The sequence below is a fragment of the Streptomyces colwelliae genome, from assembly GCF_048158785.1.
Taxonomy (GTDB): Bacteria; Actinomycetota; Actinomycetes; order Streptomycetales; family Streptomycetaceae; genus Streptomyces.
Genome location: NZ_JBLTJC010000015.1, coordinates 21,395 through 38,515 on the forward strand (window position 1 = coordinate 21,395; position 17,121 = coordinate 38,515).

The 17,121-nt window shown below is 69.6% G+C and carries 16 protein-coding genes; 7 read left to right on the top strand and 9 right to left on the bottom strand.

Annotated features, from left to right (window positions below):
• Window positions 1-6: 6 nt before the first annotated feature.
• Window positions 7-1,014 carry a Dyp-type peroxidase gene (locus ACNFOC_RS05295; RefSeq protein WP_416957149.1) on the bottom strand — a complete coding sequence of 336 codons (1,008 nt, stop codon included), beginning with the start codon at window positions 1,012-1,014 and terminating at the stop codon, window positions 7-9.
• Window positions 1,015-1,075: 61 nt separating this feature from the next.
• On the bottom strand, window positions 1,076-2,119 hold the full coding sequence (gene mgrA, locus ACNFOC_RS05300; RefSeq protein ID WP_416957067.1) for an L-glyceraldehyde 3-phosphate reductase: 1,044 nt from the start codon (window positions 2,117-2,119) through the stop codon (window positions 1,076-1,078).
• Window positions 2,120-2,264: 145 nt separating this feature from the next.
• On the opposite strand from mgrA, the gene ACNFOC_RS05305 reads away from it, so the two are divergent.
• On the top strand, window positions 2,265-3,335 hold the full coding sequence (locus ACNFOC_RS05305) for an LLM class flavin-dependent oxidoreductase (RefSeq protein ID WP_416957069.1): 1,071 nt from the start codon (window positions 2,265-2,267) through the stop codon (window positions 3,333-3,335).
• A 5-nt stretch (window positions 3,336-3,340) separates the two neighbouring features.
• Here the strand turns inward: ACNFOC_RS05305 and ACNFOC_RS05310 are convergent, their stop codons facing one another.
• A complete protein-coding gene (locus tag ACNFOC_RS05310) occupies window positions 3,341-4,621 on the bottom strand; it encodes a metal-dependent hydrolase family protein (RefSeq protein WP_416957071.1) in 1,281 nt (426 codons plus the stop codon).
• An 83-nt stretch (window positions 4,622-4,704) separates the two neighbouring features.
• Here ACNFOC_RS05310 and ACNFOC_RS05315 point away from each other — a divergent pair, with 83 nt between their 5' ends.
• From ACNFOC_RS05315 to dctA, 5 genes are all read left to right on the top strand, one after another.
• Window positions 4,705-5,880 carry an Lrp/AsnC family transcriptional regulator gene (locus ACNFOC_RS05315; RefSeq protein ID WP_416957073.1) on the top strand — a complete coding sequence of 392 codons (1,176 nt, stop codon included), beginning with the start codon at window positions 4,705-4,707 and terminating at the stop codon, window positions 5,878-5,880.
• Window positions 5,881-5,929: 49 nt separating this feature from the next.
• Window positions 5,930-6,679, top strand: a complete 750-nt coding sequence (locus tag ACNFOC_RS05320) for an alpha/beta fold hydrolase (protein WP_416957075.1) — start codon at window positions 5,930-5,932, stop codon at window positions 6,677-6,679.
• 104 nt (window positions 6,680-6,783) lie between these two features.
• Window positions 6,784-7,650: an amidohydrolase family protein gene (locus tag ACNFOC_RS05325; protein WP_416957077.1), complete on the top strand. Its 867-nt coding sequence runs from the start codon at window positions 6,784-6,786 to the stop codon at window positions 7,648-7,650.
• A complete protein-coding gene (locus ACNFOC_RS05330; protein WP_416957079.1) occupies window positions 7,643-8,539 on the top strand; it encodes a type 2 periplasmic-binding domain-containing protein in 897 nt (298 codons plus the stop codon). Before ACNFOC_RS05325 ends, ACNFOC_RS05330 begins: the two co-directional genes overlap by 8 nt.
• A gap of 82 nt (window positions 8,540-8,621) precedes the next feature.
• Entirely contained in the window at window positions 8,622-9,926 is a 1,305-nt protein-coding gene (dctA, locus tag ACNFOC_RS05335; protein ID WP_416957081.1) for a C4-dicarboxylate transporter DctA, read from the top strand.
• A gap of 43 nt (window positions 9,927-9,969) precedes the next feature.
• Here the strand turns inward: dctA and ACNFOC_RS05340 are convergent, their stop codons facing one another.
• A complete protein-coding gene (locus ACNFOC_RS05340) occupies window positions 9,970-10,647 on the bottom strand; it encodes a GntR family transcriptional regulator (RefSeq protein ID WP_416957083.1) in 678 nt (225 codons plus the stop codon).
• A 178-nt stretch (window positions 10,648-10,825) separates the two neighbouring features.
• Here ACNFOC_RS05340 and ACNFOC_RS05345 point away from each other — a divergent pair, with 178 nt between their 5' ends.
• Window positions 10,826-11,851, top strand: a complete 1,026-nt coding sequence (locus ACNFOC_RS05345) for an amidohydrolase family protein (RefSeq protein ID WP_416957085.1) — start codon at window positions 10,826-10,828, stop codon at window positions 11,849-11,851.
• A 39-nt stretch (window positions 11,852-11,890) separates the two neighbouring features.
• Here ACNFOC_RS05345 and ACNFOC_RS05350 read toward each other — a convergent pair whose 3' ends face one another.
• Genes ACNFOC_RS05350 through ACNFOC_RS05370 form a run of 5 tightly spaced genes read right to left on the bottom strand, consistent with a single transcriptional unit; the run spans window position 11,891 to window position 17,099 of the window.
• A complete protein-coding gene (locus tag ACNFOC_RS05350) occupies window positions 11,891-12,679 on the bottom strand; it encodes an IclR family transcriptional regulator (RefSeq protein WP_416957087.1) in 789 nt (262 codons plus the stop codon).
• Complete coding sequence (locus tag ACNFOC_RS05355) at window positions 12,676-13,467, bottom strand: alpha/beta fold hydrolase (protein WP_416957089.1); 792 nt, start codon at window positions 13,465-13,467, stop codon at window positions 12,676-12,678. Before ACNFOC_RS05355 ends, ACNFOC_RS05350 begins: the two co-directional genes overlap by 4 nt.
• Window positions 13,464-14,492 carry an ABC transporter ATP-binding protein gene (locus tag ACNFOC_RS05360; protein ID WP_416957091.1) on the bottom strand — a complete coding sequence of 343 codons (1,029 nt, stop codon included), beginning with the start codon at window positions 14,490-14,492 and terminating at the stop codon, window positions 13,464-13,466. Before ACNFOC_RS05360 ends, ACNFOC_RS05355 begins: the two co-directional genes overlap by 4 nt.
• A complete protein-coding gene (locus ACNFOC_RS05365; RefSeq protein ID WP_416957093.1) occupies window positions 14,485-15,522 on the bottom strand; it encodes an ABC transporter ATP-binding protein in 1,038 nt (345 codons plus the stop codon). The genes ACNFOC_RS05360 and ACNFOC_RS05365 overlap by 8 nt, the downstream gene beginning before the upstream one ends.
• Window positions 15,519-17,099 carry an ABC transporter substrate-binding protein gene (locus tag ACNFOC_RS05370; RefSeq protein WP_416957095.1) on the bottom strand — a complete coding sequence of 527 codons (1,581 nt, stop codon included), beginning with the start codon at window positions 17,097-17,099 and terminating at the stop codon, window positions 15,519-15,521. Before ACNFOC_RS05370 ends, ACNFOC_RS05365 begins: the two co-directional genes overlap by 4 nt.
• Window positions 17,100-17,121: the final 22 nt, after the last annotated feature.

The window sequence follows — 17,121 nt, forward strand, 5'->3', positions numbered from 1 at the left end:
AACCGTTCACTTAAGTTGCTCGTCCTGGGGAGCCGGGGAAGCGGGCAGGTCGTCCAGGAAATCCGCCGAGGGCACGAAGAAAAGACTTCCGGTGACGGCCGTGGAGAAGTCCAGGATGCGGTCGTGGGACGCGGTGTCCGTACCCAGGAACATGTTGCGCAACATCTGCTCGGTCACCGAGGGCGTGCGGGCATACCCGATGAAGTAGGTGCCGAACTCGCCCTGGCCCGCGCTGCCGAACGGCATGTTGTCGCGCAGGATCTTCCGCTCGGTGCCGTCCGGGCCGGTGATCACGTTGAGCGCGATGTGCGAGTCGGCCGGCTTGACGTCGTCGTCCATCTCCATGTTGGTCAACTTGCTGCGCCCGATAGCCCGTTCCTGCTGCTCCACAGGCAGCGCGTTCCAGGCCGCCATGTCGTGGACGTACTTCTGCACGATCACATAGCTGCCGCCCGCGAACTCCGGGTCCTCGCCACCGATCACCACCGCCTCGCGGGCCGCCTGCCCGACGGGGTTCTCCGTGCCGTCGACGAAGCCCAGCAGATCGCGCACGTCGAAGTACTGGAACCCGGACACCTCGTCGGCCACGGCGACCGCACCGTCGAGCCGCCCCATGATCTCGGCGGCCAACTCGAAGCACAGGTCGGCCCGTACGGCCTTGATGTGGAACAGCAGGTCGCCCGGGGTGGAGACGGCCGTGTGGTGTTCGCCGGCGAGTTCGCGGAACGGATGCAGTTCGGCGGGGCGCGGGCCCTCGAACAGCCGGTCCCACACCCGCGACCCGATGCCGGTCACACAGCTGAGCCGCCCGTCCGGCGCGCGGAACCCGATGGACCGGATCAACCCGCCCAGATCTTCGAGGAGTTGGCGCACCGTCTGCTCGCCGCCCGGCTCCACGGTGACGACGAGGAAGGTCGCGCTGGGTGTCAGGGACTCCAGCACCGCCTGCGTGGTCGGGACGCTCTCGCCGCCGATGCTGCCGTCCGTACGCTCGACCGAGCCGTCAACTGTCATGTACTTCATGCCTCCGCGCTGTTCCGGGCAGTGCCGGCCATGACGGCCGGCACTGTGCGACTCAGCCGAGTTTCCCAGTCCGCGCGTCCTGCCACAGGTCGACGCCGCCGTCCACGGCGTACGAGTCGATCTCGGCCAGCTCCTCGGCGCTGAAGGCGAGGTTGTCCAGCGCGGCCACGTTCTGTTCGAGCTGCTCCGTGCGGGACGCGCCGATGACCAGCGAGGTGACCCGCTCGTCCCGCAGCGCCCACGCCAGCGCCATCTGCGCCAGGGACTGCCCGCGCCGTCCCGCGATGTCGTTCAGCGCGCGCAGCCGGCGCACCATGTCCTCCGTCAGCCAGCCCGCGTCGAACGACGTGCCCTGCGCGGCCCGCGACCCCTCCGGGATCCCGTCCAGGTACCGCCCGGTCAGCAGCCCCTGCGACAGTGCCGTGAAACCGATGACCCCGAAGCCCTCGTCCTGCGCGGCATCCAACAGCCCGTCGGTCTCTATCCACCGGTTGAGCATGTTGTACGACGGCTGGTGGATGAGCAGCGGCGTGCCCAGCTCGCGCAGGATCGCGGCGGCCTCACGGGAGCGCTCCGCGTCGTAGGAGGAGATGCCGACGTAGAGCGCCTTGCCCTGGCGGACGGCGGTGTCCAGCGCGCCCATGGTCTCTTCGAGCGGGGTGCCGGCGTCGAGGCGGTGGGAGTAGAAGATGTCGACGTAGTCGAGGCCCGTGCGCTTCAGCGACTGGTCGAGCGAGGCGAGGACGTACTTGCGGGAGCCGCCGCCCTGGCCGTAGGGGCCCGGCCACATGTCCCAGCCGGCCTTCGTGGAGACGACCAGCTCGTCCCGGTACGGCGCGAGGTCCTGCTTCAGCAGCCGGCCGAAGTTGGACTCGGCGGCGCCGTAGGGAGGGCCGTAGTTGTTCGCCAGGTCGTGGTGGGTGATGCCGAGGTCGAAGGCGCGCAGCGCGATCTCGCGCTGCGTCTCGAAGGGGCGGTCGTCACCGAAGTTGTGCCAGTAGCCCAGCGAGAGCAGGGGCAGGTCGAGCCCCGAGCGGCCGGTGCGGCGGTAGCGCATCGTGCTGTCGTAGCGCCCCGGATCTGCGATGTGGTTCACGACGCCAACTGTGCCCGCGCCCGCCGTGCGCGTCCAACCGATCCCTTTCATCGGATTCAGCAGCGCCGGCACTTAATCCGGGAGCGGCTCGCTGAGCGGACCGAGGCTGTTCGACGGCCTGTCGTTCGTCCCTAGGGTCCTCTCCATGAACAGCGACATTTCGGAGAGCCGCGACGATGGCCCGCTGCGGATCGGCGTGCGCGTCCCGCCCTGCGACCGGGCGGACCGCGTGGCCCGGACCGTACGTCGGGCCGAGGAGCTCGGCTTCGACCAAGTGTGGTTCCCCGACTCGCAGTTGCTGTGGCGGGACGTGTTCACCACGCTCACCGCGGCCGCCTTCGCCACCGAACGGATCGGCCTCGGCACCGCCGTCACCAACCTGGCGACCCGGCACCCCTCCGTCGTCGCGTCGGCCGCGCGCAGCGTCGCCGAACTCGCGCCCGGCCGGTTCACCCTCGGCCTCGGCGTGGGCAACAGCTCCGTCGCGCCCATCGGTCTGCGGCAGACCGGCTCGGCCCAACTGCGCGAAGGACTGGGCATGTTGAGGGCCCTGCTGGACGGGCACGAGTGGGACTTCGAGGGCAAGGTCCGCTCCCGGCTGCGCGACCCCCAGCCGTCCGTGCCGCTGCATCTGGCGGCGAGCGGGCCGCGCAACCTGCGGCTGGCCGGTGAGATCGCCGACGGCGTCATCCTGCTCAGCGGAGTCTCGCCGCGCACCCTGGCCGCCGCCACCGCCCGGGTGCGGGAGGGCGCGGAATCGGCGGGCCGGAGCGCCGAGACCCTCCCGGTGACCGTGTCCGCGTTCTGCGCGGTCACCGACGACATCGAGGCCGAGGCCCGCCTGATCAAACCGATCTGCGCCTCGATCGCCCAGAACGGCGGCGCGTCCTTCCTCGCCCTCGCCGGCATCGACGTGGACGTTCCGGCCACGGTGGAGGGCGTCTACCCGGACCTCGTGCACGCCGAGGACTGGGACGAGGCGGTCAGGATCTGCTCGGCCTGGATCAGCGACGAGGCGGCCGTCCGCTTCGCCGAGGAGTTCTGCCTGATCGGCACGGCCGCACAGATCACCCAACGCCTGCGCACCCTGCGCGAGTTGGGCGTGACCGACGTCTTCCTCCAGCACGTCGGCTCCTACGACCTGCCCACCGACCTGATCGAGACCGTCGGCGGCTCGGTCCTGCCGGCCCTCCGCTCAGGTGCTCTCCGGGGATGAGACCGTCAGCGGGTTCCCGCAGCGGGCAGCAGATCCTTGCGTACGACGCCGTCCTGGACGACACACACGATGTTGCCGGGATCGCCGAGCACGCCGATGTCCGTGAGCGGGTCGCCGTCGCACAGGATCAGATCGGCGGTCTTGCCCACGGTCAGCGTGCCCAACCGGTCGGACAGGCCCAGGAGTTCGGCGGAGACGCGGGTGCCGGCGACGATCGCGGCCATGGGGTCCATGCCCAGGTCCACGAGGAAGCGCAGCTCCAGCAGGTTCTGGCCGTGCGGGCAGACGGCCGCGTCGGTGCCGAGGGCGATACGGGCGCCCTGGTCGATGGCGCGGGCGATGTTCTCCTTGGTGATGCCCGACCAGCGGACCTTCTTCTGGTAGTGGTGCTCCGGCATCAGGTTCTTGTCGAGGCCCGCGAACACCGTGGACAGCGTCGGCACGACGAACGTGCCCCGCTCGCCCGCCAGGTCCAGCGCCCGCTCGTCCAGGCCGTAGCCGTGCTCGATGCTGGTGACGCCGCCGCGGATCGCGGTGAGGATGCCCGCGGTGCCCTGCGCGTGGGCGGCGACGGGCTTGCCGCCGTGACGCCGGCACTCGTCCACCACGGCCCGGATCTCGTCCTCCATCAGCCCCTCGTCCTCGGGCTGGTCGTAGGGGCTGGCCATGCCGCCGGTCGCGCAGATCTTGATCACGTCGGCGCCCGCGCGGATCATCCTGCGCACGGCGAGCCGGGACTCGTCCACGGTGTCGGCCAGTTCGGCCATCTCGCCGCCGCTGAGGTCGGTGCCGTCGAGGAGGCGGAAGTCGGCGTGGCCGCCGGTGTGGCTGATGATCCGTACGGCGGTGTGCAGACGGGGGCCGACGATCCGGCCGGTCTCGACGGCCGTACGGAACCCGGTCGACAGTCCGCCCAGGTCACGGGCGGTGGTGATGCCGGCGTCCAGGGTCTGCCGCAGCCGGGTCGCGGTGTCGTAGGTGACCAGGACCGGATCGAGTTCGCCGCGCCGCCCGGGCGGCGAGCCCTGCGCGTACGCGAGGTGGGTGTGGCAGTCGAAGAACCCGGGGAGCACGGTCCGGCCGCCGGCGTCGATGATCCGGACCGCGGAGCCGTCACCTGGCACGGGTGGGGCCGTAGCCGCTGGTCCGGCGTAGGTGAGCGCTCCCTCCGCGTCCGCGACGACGACGGCGTCGGGCACCGGGAGCGCACCGGTACCGTCGACGAGGCGGGCGTTCTCGACGCGCAACATGGTCCGAAAGGTCTCTTGCGTCATGGCATCCGTCATGGTGGGGCCGAATCACTCCTCGGTATCAGGAACCTCGGTGTCGGGGAACCTCGCTATCAGGAACAGGCGAAAGGGAGTCTGCAATGGACGAGATAACCCCGCGCTACGGTGCAGCTTCCGATCCTGATTTCAGTCGGGCGCGCAGGAATACGCCGTCCCAGGAGGCGCAGGATTTCGCTGCCGCGGATCTCGACGAACTGGACCGCGGAGTCGTGCACGCGCTACAGATCCACCCCCGGGCCCCCTGGACCCTGGTCGGTGATGTGCTCGGCGTGAACCCGGTGACGGTCGCCCGGCGCTGGCAGCGTCTTGAGGAGGCCGGGCTGGCGTGGGTGACCGCCTACCCGAGGCTGTCGGACTCCCGGATCGTGGTGACGGGCATCGTCGAGGTCGACACCGAACCCGGCGTCGCGGAGGACGTGGCCCGCGCCCTCGCCGCCGAGCACGCCGTGGCCAACGTCAAGATCACGGCCGGCGGCCGCGATGTCGTGACCGCCGTCCAGACCAGGGACCTCGACGAACTCGCCCACCTCACCACCCGGCTCTTCCAGCAGACACCGGGCGTCCGCGCGACCCGCACCCACGTCTCCACCGGCGTCCCCACCGAGGGCAGCCGCTGGCGGCTGCGCAGTCTGGACGCGGCCCAGTGCGCGCGCGTCGAGGCGAGCCACGCGTCGGACGTCCCGCCCGACCCCGGCACGGGGTCCACCGCGCCCTGGGACTCCCTGGACGCGCAGATCCTCGAACTCCTCAGCTCCGACGGCCGGATGTCGATCCGCGCCCTGGCGACCGCGACCGGCGTCGGCGTCACCACGGTCCGCCGCAGACTCCAGTCGCTGCTGGCCTCCCGCGTGAGCCTGCGCTGCGACCTCGCCCGGCGGCTGTCCGGCTGGCCGCTGTCGGCGGTGTACTTCGCGTCCGTGCCCGCCCAGTACCTGGAGGAGACCAGCCGCGTCCTGTCCGGCGTGCGCGAGGTCCGCTCGTGCGCGATCACCGCGGGCCCGAACAACCTCGTCATCGACGTCTGGCTGCGCGCCCTGGCCGACGTGCACACCTTCGAGGCGCACCTGTCGCGCCGGCTCCCGCGCCTGGTGATCGACGACCGCTCGGTGGTCCTGCGCACGGTGAAGCACATGGGCCGGATCCTGGATCGCGACGGCCGCTGCGTCGGCGTCGTACCGCTGCGCGAACCCCAGGGAACCCACGACCCGGCCGAATCGCTTCTCGCCGTCCCGGACGACAAACGCCTCTGGCGATGACGGCGACACCCCGAACTTCCCCTTGCCCGAAGGCTGTTGAGGAGCACTGATGCGGTCCACGTACATCCCCGGGGCCGGTGGCCACCTGCGCTGGATCGACATCCCGGGTGACGGCCCCGCACGGGTGTACCTCCACGGGCTGGGCTGCGCGGGCTCGGCCGACTTCACGGGGATCGCGGCTCTCTCCGGCGGACGCGCGATCGTCGTGGACCTCCTCGGCCACGGCTTCAGCGACCGCCCCAAGGACTTCCCCGGCACGCTGGAGGCCCACGCCGAGACGGTCGCCGCCGTCCTCGACGACGAGGGCATCGAGGACGCCGTCCTCGTCGGACACTCGATGGGCGGGGCCATCGCGATCGTCCTCGCCGCGGCCCGCCCCGACCTCGCCTCCCGCCTCGTCCTCGCCGAGCCCAACCTCCGCACGGGCGGCGGCCTGTACAGCGGAGCCATCGCCGCCTACCGGGAGGAGGACTTCGTAAGCCACGGATTCCGTACGGTCCTGGCGGGACTGGAGCCCGACTACGCGGCACGGATGCGCGCGGCCGATCCCGCGATCCTGCACCGCAGCGCCGTGAGCCTGGTGCGCGGGACCACTCCCGGGACGGCGGAACTCTTCTACGGCCTTCCGCAGCCGAAGGTCATGCTCATAGGCACCCGGAGCCGCCCCTACGCGGACGAGCCCGCCGTCCGGCAGGCCGGCATCCCCGTCGTCGACGTTCCCCATGCGGGCCACCACATGATGCGGGACAACCCGGAGGGCTTCGTGGCTCTGGTAGCCCAAGGCTATCAAAATCATTGATGAAATTGTTGACAATATCTTCGACTTCGGTTTGGGTCAGTGAGCGGGTTTCGGCCGGGACGTCGACAACCCGCCACACGTCCGACTAGACCCAGGGAGGTCTGATGGAGATCGTGGACACTCACACCCACGTCATCTCTCCGGATACGAAGCGTTACCCCGCCGACCCCGTCGGCGGCCGGCGGTCCGAGTGGTCGCAGGCTCACCCGGTGGACATCGACGGCCTCGTACGTGCGCTGGACGAAGCCGGCATCGCCAAGGCGGTGGTCGTGCAGGCGTCCACGGTCTACGGGCACGACAACCGCTATGTCGCCGAGGCGGTGCGGACCCACCCCGACCGTTTCGTCGGGGTCTACTCGATCGATGCACTGGCCGAGGACGCGGTCGCCAGGATCGAACACTGGCAAGGACAGGGCCTGTCCGGATTCCGCCTGTTCACCACCGGTACCACCATGCCCGGCCAGGCCGACTGGCTCGGCCATGAACGTTCCTATCCCGCCTGGTCCTACGCCGAGGAACACGGCATCCCGGTGTGTCTTCAGATGACGATCCAGGGACTGCCCGCACTGCGCGCTCTGCTGGAGCGGTTTCCCCGTGTCCGCGTACTGCTCGACCACTGCGCCCGCCCCGATCTGTCCGACGGCCGCCCCTACCGGGCCGCGCGGGACCTCTTCGACCTGGCGGCCCATCCCGGTGTGCATCTGAAGCTCACCCACCGACCGCTGGAGGCCGCGGCGAAGGGCAGGTCCACGACCGCGGAGTTCCTGGCGGACCTGGTCGCCGCCTACGGCGCCGGGCGCATCGCGTGGGGTTCCAACTTCCCGGCGGCGGAATGCACTCTCGCAGAGATCCTCGCCGAGGCCCGTGGCGCGGTCTCCGGTCTGTCGGAGGCCGACCTGGAGATGGTCTTCGGCGGTACGGCCACAGCGTTCTATCCCTCCCTCATGACAGCGGGAGACAGCCGTGCCTGAGCCCACCGTGCTGCGAACGGTCCTCGCCGACCACCCGCACACCGCCGCCCTGAAGAGCGGCGAGGTCCGCAGTGACCGGGTCGAGCTCTCCTTCACCGACGTGTCCCCGGTCCACCGGGCCTTCGCGCCCATGGTGCGCGACGAGGCGTACGACCTCAGTGAGTTGGCGGTCGTGACCGCCTTGCAGGCCATCGCCTACGGCCGGCCGATCGTGCTGCTGCCCGCCGTGGTGGCCTCGCGCTTCCAGCGCGGCTGTCTCATCGCCCATGCCTCGCGACCGGTCGGGCCCAAGGAGTTGACCGGCGCCCGGATCGGCGTACGTTCCTACACCCAGACCACGGGGATGTGGGTGCGCACACACCTGGCCGAGGACTTCGGCCTGGCCGCGCGGGACTCCCGCTGGATCACCCAGCAGGGACCGCACGTGGCGCAGTACACGGACCCCGAGTTCGTGGAGCGCGACGCCGACGGGACGAGCCTGCCCGACCTCCTGCGCGAGGGCCGTGTCGACGCCGCCGTCCTGGGCAACGACCTTCCCGGTGGGGACGAGTTCGTGCGCGTGGTCGCGGATGCCCCGGCCCGCGACGAACAGTGGGGGCGCCGGCACGGCTTCGTGCCGGTCAACCACATGGTCGCCGCGGGCGAGTCGGTGAGCCGCGAGGACCCTGCGGCGATCCGCGAGGCCTACGCGCTGTTGCGGCGCGCCGACGCCACCGTCGAACACCCGGTGGGCACGCCGTCACCGACCCTCTTCGGCTTCGAACGGCTGCGGGGTCCCGTCGAGTTGATCGTCGACGCCTGTCTGGCGCAGGGCCTCCTGCCCCGACGGCTCGACGTGGACGAGGTGTTCGGGCCCGCCAGGGACATCCTCGGCGACGACGCGGCCTGAAGCTCCCCACCCGGCACTGCCTCCCGACAGACCTTGCACCATCCCCACAACCAGTCTTTCAACGAAGAAACTGGGAACGACGATGAGTGAAGCGATAACCACGGACGCACCGACAGTCGCCCGCAAACCTCCTAATCCCTTCTACCGCGACCTGGCCTTCCAGGTCCTCGCCGGGGTCGCCCTGGGCGTGATCGTGGGCAACTTCGCCCCGTCCGTCGGCCAACACGTTCAGTTCCTCGGTGACATCTTCATCCACCTGATCCAGATGGTGGTCGGCCTGATCATCTTCTGCACCGTCACCCACGGCATCGCCAGTGTCCGGGATCTCGGCAAGGTCGGCCGTATCGCGGTGCGTGCTCTGGTGTACTTCGAAGTGATCACGACGCTCGCTCTCATCATCGGGCTCGTCGTCGTCAACGTGTTCCGTCCGGGCGCCGGCATGCACATCGACCCGTCGTCACTGCACGCCGCATCGAGCGCGGCGCCCGCCAAGTCGGAGGGCTTCGACGACTTCCTGGTCAGCCTCGTGCCCACCTCCGCGGTCCAGGCCTTCGCCGAGGGCGACATCCTCCAAGTGCTGGTCTTCTCGGTGCTGTTCGCGTGCGGACTCGCCTCCCTCGGCGACAGGGCCCAGCCGGTTCTGGACATCGTCGGCGGCGTCCAGCAGACGCTGTTCTGGATCATCCGCAAGGTCATGCGGATCGCGCCGCTCGCCGCGTTCGGCGCGATCGCCTTCACCGTGTCCAAGTACGGCCTCGGCACACTGACGTCGCTAGGCAAGCTGATCGGCGTGTTCTACCTCGTCGTCGTGCTGTTCTTCGTCCTGGTGCTGTGGCCCGTCTCCCGGTACGCGGGCGTCAGCCTGTTCAAGCTGCTGCGGTACTTCCGGGCGGAGCTCTTCCTGGTGCTGGGCACCAGTTCGTCGGAGAGCGTGTTCCCCCAGCTCACCTCGAAGCTGAAGCAGCTCGGGGTGGACGAACCCGTGGTGGGCCTGGTGCTGCCGACCGCCTACAGCTTCAACCACGACGGTACGTGCCTGTACTTCGCCACCGTCAGCGTCTTCCTCGCCCAGGCCACGGGTACCGACCTCAGCTGGCAGGGTCAGGTCGGGCTGCTGCTGGTCCTGCTGCTCACGTCCAAGGGCGGTGCCGGGGTGTCCGGTTCGGCGATCGCCGTACTGGCGCTGACCCTGAGCACGACCCACCGGATTCCGGTCAGCAGCGTCGCCCTGGTGCTGGGCATTCACAGCATCCTGTCGGCGGCCTTCGTGTTCACCAACGTCGCCGGCAACTGTGTGGCCACGCTGGTCGTCGGGAAATGGGAGAACGCCATCGACCGGGTGCGGCTGGACTCGGAGCTCGACGCGGGATACCGGGCAGCCGCGTGACGCCCGGCGGAGGACGTCCCGGCGGTCGTGCACCGGATCCGGATCAGCGGCCGACGACGGATGCCGCGGGGCCGTTCGTGGCCCGCAACTGCTCGATGACACTGTCGAGATGAGCACGGGCGGCCTTCTCGGCCGACGCCGGGTCTCCGGAGACGACGGCGTCGATGATGGCCAGGTGCTGCGGCAGGGACTGCGACGGGCGGCCGGGGCGGGACGCGAGGCGGAACTGGTAGCGGACCATCTGCCCGTTCAGCCGGTCGAGCAGCGACTCCGCCACGTGCTGGCCGCTCAACCGGGCGACAGTGGCGTGCAGACGACGGTTGAGGGCGGAGTAGGTCTCCAACTCGCCCTGGGCCACGGCCTCGCGCATGGCGTCACCGATCTCGCGCAGCGTCACGTGGTCGTCGGGCGTCGCCCGCGTGGCGGCCCGCCGTGCGCACACCCCCTCCAGAGCGGCGCGGCACTCCGTGATCAGCACGGCGTCCTCGACCGAGATCACCCGAACCCGCGCACCACGGTGCGGGATCAGCTCCACGAGACCCTCGGCCGCGAACTCCTGGAGAACCTCACGGACCGAACTGCGGCTGACAAGGAGCGCGTCCGACAGTTCCTGCTCGACCAGCCGCTGGCCCGGCACCATGTCGCCCGCGGCCAGCGCCTGGCGGATGTGCTGCTGCACGACACCGCGTCCCGCCTGCCCCGACTTACGGTTCTGCGCCACTCCTACCGCCCTGATCAACTCGACAACTGCCGGCCAACTGTACGTGCGCTCATGAGTCCGGAGGAGAAGCCCCCGTCATCGTTGATGATATTGTCGACAATATCATCAGTAATCGACGTTGGGGGCCTGGACGGCCGGTGGACATCGATGGGCCCGGGTCTCCGACAAGGACAACACATTGATCATTGACTGCCACGGCCACTACACCACCGCACCCGCCGCGCTCGGTGAGTGGCGCGAACGACAGACCGCCGCACTCGGTACCCCACAAGCCCCACCGGCTCAGGCTGAACTGCGCATCAGCGACGACGAGTTGCGCGAGAGCATCGAGCCGAACCAGCTGCGGCTGATGGACGAACGGGGCATCGACCTGACGGTCTTCTCGCCCCGCGCGTCCTTCATGGCCCACCATGTGGGGGACTTCGCGACCTCCTCCACGTGGGCAGCCATCTGCAACGAACTCTGCCACCGCGTCAGCCAGTTGTACCCGGAGCGCTTCGTGCCCGCCGCGATGCTCCCGCAGTCACCCGGCGTCGATCCGGCCACCTGCGTGCCCGAACTCACGCGCTGTGTGGAGGAGTTGGGCGCCGTCGCGGTCAACCTCAACCCGGACCCCTCGGGCGGCCACTGGACCGCCCCACCCCTCACCGACCGCTCGTGGTACCCGCTCTACGAGAAGATGGTGGAGTACGACATCCCTGCGATGATCCACGTCAGCACGAGCGTCAACCCGGCCTTCCACACCACGGGCGCGCACTATCTCAACGCCGACACCACGGCGTTCATGCAGCTCGTCCAGGGCGACCTGTTCGCGGACTTCCCCACGCTGCGGTTCGTCATCCCGCACGGCGGGGGCGCGGTGCCGTACCACTGGGGCCGGTTCCGCGGTCTGGCGATGGCGCTCGGGAAGCCTCCGCTGGAGGAACACGTCCTGGGCAACATCTACTTCGACACCTGCGTGTACCACCAGCCCGGCATCGACCTCCTCCTCGATGTCGTCCCGGTCCGGAACATCCTGTTCGCCTCGGAGATGATCGGCGCCGTACGGGACATCGACCCGTGCTCGGGGCACCACTTCGACGACACCCGCCGCTACATCGAGGCGGCGGCGCTCCCCTCGTCCGACCTGGCGGCGGTCCAGGAACACAACGCCCGCTCCGTCTACCCCCGACTGGACGCCCTGCTCACACGACAGGTCCGCTGAGCCCGGCACTGACCTTTTCGGAGGGCCCTCGCTCCCCGCTCAGAGAGGGGCGCGGTAGGACTCGTACCGGGCGAGCCGCGCCGCGATGACGCTCGATGCCTCGGTCAGGGCCGAGAGCAGCCGGGTGATCCTGCTGCCCGCCGTGGGCGCGATGACCGACAGCGCGCCCAGATAGGCGCCGCCCGCGCCGCGTACGGGAACCGCGACGGCGAGATAGCCGAGGCGCCGCTCCTCCACCTCGAAGGCGTAGCCCTGCTCCCGAACTCGCTTGAGTTCACCGGGTAGTTGGGCGGGGCCGAGCGTGTGCGGGGTGCAGCGGACCATCCGGGGGAGGACGCTCGCGAGCGGATACTGCTCGGGGAGAAGAGCCAGGGTGAGCTTGCCCGCGGCGGTGCTGTGCAGTTGCAGGCGTCGGCCGTCGGCGGTGGACCGGGCGTGGTTGCGGTGCGTGCCGAGGTTCTCGACGCACAGCAGCTCGGAGTCGTGCGGGATCGCCAGGATCACGGCGTTGTCCAGGCTCTGGGCGAGGCCCTCGATCACCGGCCTGGCCGCCTCGCGCAGGGTGCGCTGGTGGGGCGAGCGCAGGCCCATCGTGTAAAGCCGTACGCCCAGGCGGTAGTTGCAGCCGTCCCGCTCCAGGAAGTCGGTGGCCACCAGCTCCTGGCACAGCCGGTGCACGGTGGCCTTCGCGATGCCGGTGCGGGACCTCAACTCCGCGAGGCCCAGCGAGAAGTCGTCGTCACCGAAGGCCGACAGGATCAGACTCACCTTGCCGAGCACCGAGTTGGGCCGCTCGCCGGACTCCCGGACCGCGCCGGCGGTGGTCATCCCGCCGCCACCCAGTCGAGGATGTGCCGCGAGAACTCCTCGGGAAGTTGCTCCGGCACGGGGACGTGTCCACCAGGAATGACCCGTGTCTCGCAGCCGGCGTCCGCGAACCTCTCCAGACCCGGCATCGAGAAGTGGTCGCCGGACGCGCAGACGGCGAGGGTGCGGGCGGTGACCTGGGGCAGCCGCTGGTCCATCATCGAGCCGCGTACCGCCACGTGCCCTTCCTCGACCCGGTCCAGCACGGTCAGCGCGTCGATCATGAAGCGGTTGAGGGCGGCCTCCTCGCCGAGTTCGTAGAACTCCCGCCTGTGGTTCCACAGTTCGAGCAGGTGCGAGCCGTCGGGCTGCGGGAAGACGTGGTCGACGGCCTTGCGCTGGTCCGCCGTGCGTCGTTTCTCCTCGTCGATGAAGGGCGTCGCGGACAGGAACAGACTCGCCACCCGCTTCTGGTGGCGGGCGGCGAGTTCCACCGCGATCACCCCGCCGGTGTGATGGCCGACGAGATGGAAGCGCTCCAGGCCGAGTTCCTCGATCAACGCGTCGGCGGCGTCGGCCCACCGGTCGATCGTGTGGGGTTCGTCAGGTTTCGCGGACGCCCCGAAACCCAGGGTGTCCATGGCGATGGCCCGGTGCGTGGCCCCGACGAGGGGGAGCACGTCCAGGTACTCGGTCCAGGAGCGCGGTGTCTGATGGAGCATCAGAACCGGTTCGCCCGTGCCGCATTCGACATAGTGCAGCTGACCGAACGGGCTCGATACGTAGCCGCGGTGCAGTGTGTCCGTCATGAGTGACCCCCTGGTTTGTGGCATGCGGTCAGATGGCCGGGTGCCTGTTCGGTGAGTGCGGGGCGTTCGCTGCGGCAGTGGTCGTCGGCCAGCCAGCAGCGCGAGGAGAAGGGGCAGCCGGTCGGAATGTCGGTCGGTGAGGGCAACTCGCCCTTCAGCACGATCTGTTCGCCGGGCCCGGTGTCGTCGCCGGGTTCGAGGACGGACGAGAGCAGTGCCATGGAGTACGGGTGCTGCGGAGCCTCGAACAACTGCTGGGCCGAGGCGATCTCGACGATCGAACCGAGGTACATCACGGCGACCCGTTGGCTGAGGTGGCGGACCACACCGAGGTTGTGCGAGATGAACAAGTAGGCGATGCGGTCCCGCTGTTGGATCTCCTGGAGCAGATTGAGGATCTGCGCCTGGATGGAGACGTCCAGCGCTGAGGTCGGCTCGTCGAGGACGATGACCGACGGCTGCGGGGCCAACGCCCGGGCGAGCGCGAGGCGTTGACGCTGACCGCCGGAGAACTCGTGCGGATAACGGGCGGCCGCCGCCGCGTCGAGGCCGACCTCCGCCAGCACCTCCGCGAGCCGCTCGCGACGCTCGATGCGCGGCACCCCTCGGGCCCGCAACGGCTCCTCGATGCTGGAGCCCACCGGCAGCCGGGGGTTCAGCGAGCCGTTGGGATCCTGGAACACCATCTGCACCGCACGCCGGAACGCCTTGAGGTCGGCGCTCCTCGGCTTGTGCGTCATGTCCTTGCCCTCGAAGCGCACGGCGCCCCGCGTGGGCCGGTACAGCCTGGTGGCGATCCGGCCCAGCGTGCTCTTGCCGCACCCGGACTCGCCGACCAGGCCGACCGTCTCACCGGGGTTCAGGGCCAGCGAGATGTCGTCCACGGCCCGGACACCGGAACGGCCCGGGCGACGGCCGAACTCGTGGCCGATACCGGCGAGTTCGAGCAGCGGCACCCCGGTGTCCGCCGCAGGGGGCGGAGCCGTCGGTTCGGCCACTGTCAGATCCAGTCGCGATTCACTCATCGTTTCCTCCGGCTGCGGTCGGCGCGTCCTCGATGTCACGCCAGCAGCGCGACACCCACCCTTCGCCGACGGGCCGCAAGGGCTGGGGCTCGGCGCAGGCGTCGGCGGCCAGCGGGCAGCGCGGTGCGAAGCGGCACCCGGGCAACCGGCGGGCGTCGTCCGTGAGTTGGCCGCGGATCGCGGTCAGCGGGGTGCCGTCGCCCTCCCGCATCCGGGGCACCGCCGCGAGCAGCGCCCGGGTGTACGGATGCCGGGGCGCGTTCAGCACCTGGTCGACCGTGCCGGACTCCACGGCCTGACCGGCGTACATCACCTGCACGCGGCTGCACATGGCGGTGATGACGCCGAGGTCGTGCGAGATGAGCAGCATCCCCATGCCGTGCTCCTCCTGGAGCGAGCGCAGCAGCCGGAGGATCTCGGCCTGCACGGTGACGTCGAGGGCGGTCGTCGGTTCGTCGGCCAGCAGCAGGCGCGGGTTGCCCGCCATCGCGATGGCGATGACGACGCGCTGGCGCATGCCGCCGGAGAGTTCGTGCGGGAACTGCTTGGCCCGGCGCTCCGGCGAGGGGATCTCCACCAGGCGCAGCAGGTCCACCGCCCGCTCCTGAGCTTCCTTCCGGCCTGCCTTGCCGTGGATGCGGAGCACCTCGGCGACCTGCGCGCCGACCCGCATGCACGGGTTGAGCGAGGTCATGGGCTCCTGGAAGACCATGGCCACGCGGTCGCCGCGCAGGCTCTCCAGTTCGGCGGGGCGGCTGCCCAGCAGATCCGTGCCGCAGGCCTCCAGCCGTTCGGCGCGGACATCGGCGCCGGAGCCCAACAGCCCCATGGCGGCGAGGGCGACGCTGGACTTGCCGCAGCCGCTCTCGCCGATCAGGCCCACCACTTCGCCCTGTTCGACGCGGAGATCCACACCGGAGACGACGTCCGAGCCGCCGAACCCGATGTGCAGCCCCGAGACATCGAGGACCGGATCGGTGCCGTCGGTGTCGGCACCGGCCCGCGCGGGAGTCAGGGTGTCGGCCTTCACTGGGACAGCCAGGCGTTCTTGAGGTTGAGGCGGGTCGCCGTGGCGTCCGGCTGGTAGCCGTGCAGCTTGTCGCTCCACGCCTCGCCGCGCACCGCCTTGGCGTACGGCACCAGCAGGTAGGCCTCGTCGGCGATGTACTGGGCGAGCTGGTGGTAGAGCGTCACCCGTTTCGCGTTGTTCTGCTCGCTCTTCGCGGCGGCCATCAGGTCCCACAGGTGCTGGTCCTTCACCTTGGTCGCCGGACTGCCCTTCGCGAACCACAGGTCGAGGTACTGGCTCGGGTCGGCGTTGAGCACGCTGGTCATCATCACCATGTCGGTGTACTCGCCGGCCAGCACCTTCGGCACGACGCTCGCGAACGGCATGAGCTTGAGGTTGAGTGTGATGCCCACCTTGGACAGTTGCGCCTTCATCAGCTCCATGGCGGAGATGTCGGGACCGTAGGCCGGGTCGCTGGGGGCGAGCAGCTCGATGGTGACCTTGCTCTTGCCCGCCTCCTTCAGCAGCGCGACGGCCTTGCTCTGGTTCTGCGTGTACATCGGGTCGGCGGACGTGGGCGTGATGCCGTACGGGTCCTGCGGCGGGATGACGTAGCCGAAGGTGGCGGAGCCGCTGCCCAGCGTCTTGATCAGGGTCTTGCGGTCGATGGCGAGGTTGAACGCCTCGCGGACCCGCTTGTCGGCGAGCGGTCCGCTGAGAGTGTTCATGTTGAGCCAGACACTGGAGACGATCGGCCCGTTCGCCTCGGTGACCCCGCTCGTCGTCTTGACGTCGCTCACCATGCGCAGGTCGCGGAAGGACAGCAGCTGCACCGAGTTGGAGCGCAGCGAGGCGACGCGCGAGGTCTCGTCGGGGATGAGCCGGTAGATCACCGTGTCGAGATACGGCTTCGGCTTGTCCCAGTAGCCCTTGTAGCCGGAGAGCTCGATGGAGATGCCCTTCGACCACTTCTTCAGGGCGAAGGGGCCGGTGCCGTTCTCCGTCTGCTTGAGCTGGTTCCCGGTGCGGGACGTCGTCCACTTCTTGCTCATGATGGCGCCGCTCCACGGGCGGGCCAGGAAGTTGTACAGCGACGGCTGCGGAGTGCTGAGCTTGATCTCGATCGTGCTCGCGTCCGGCGCGGTCACCGTCTTGATCTTGTACTGCTGGGTGTACGGCGACTTGATCGCGGGATCCATCAGCCGCTCCAGGCTGAAGATGACGTCCTCGGTGGTGAGCTTGGTGCCGTCGTGGAAGGTGATCCCGTCGCGGAGCGTGAAGCGGTAGGTGGTGGAGTCGACCTGCTGGTAGCTCTTGGCCAGCCCGGGCTTGATCTGGCCCTTGCTGTCCAGGCTCAGCAGGCCCTCGTAGAACTGCGCGACGATCTGCTGGTCGAAGTACGCCTGCGCCACCTGCGGGTCGAAGCCGACCGTGGGCTCCCCGTCGAGCCCGATGGTGAGGGTGCCGCCGCTGACCGGCTTCCCGGAGGTGTTGCTCGCCGTGGTGGCCGTACCGCCGCAGGCCGCCAGCATCAGGCCGGCCAGCGTGCTGCCGCCGAGGGCCAGCGCGTTTCTGCGGGAGAGGGTGTGGTTCGTCATCATGACCGCCTGTTTCGAAAGA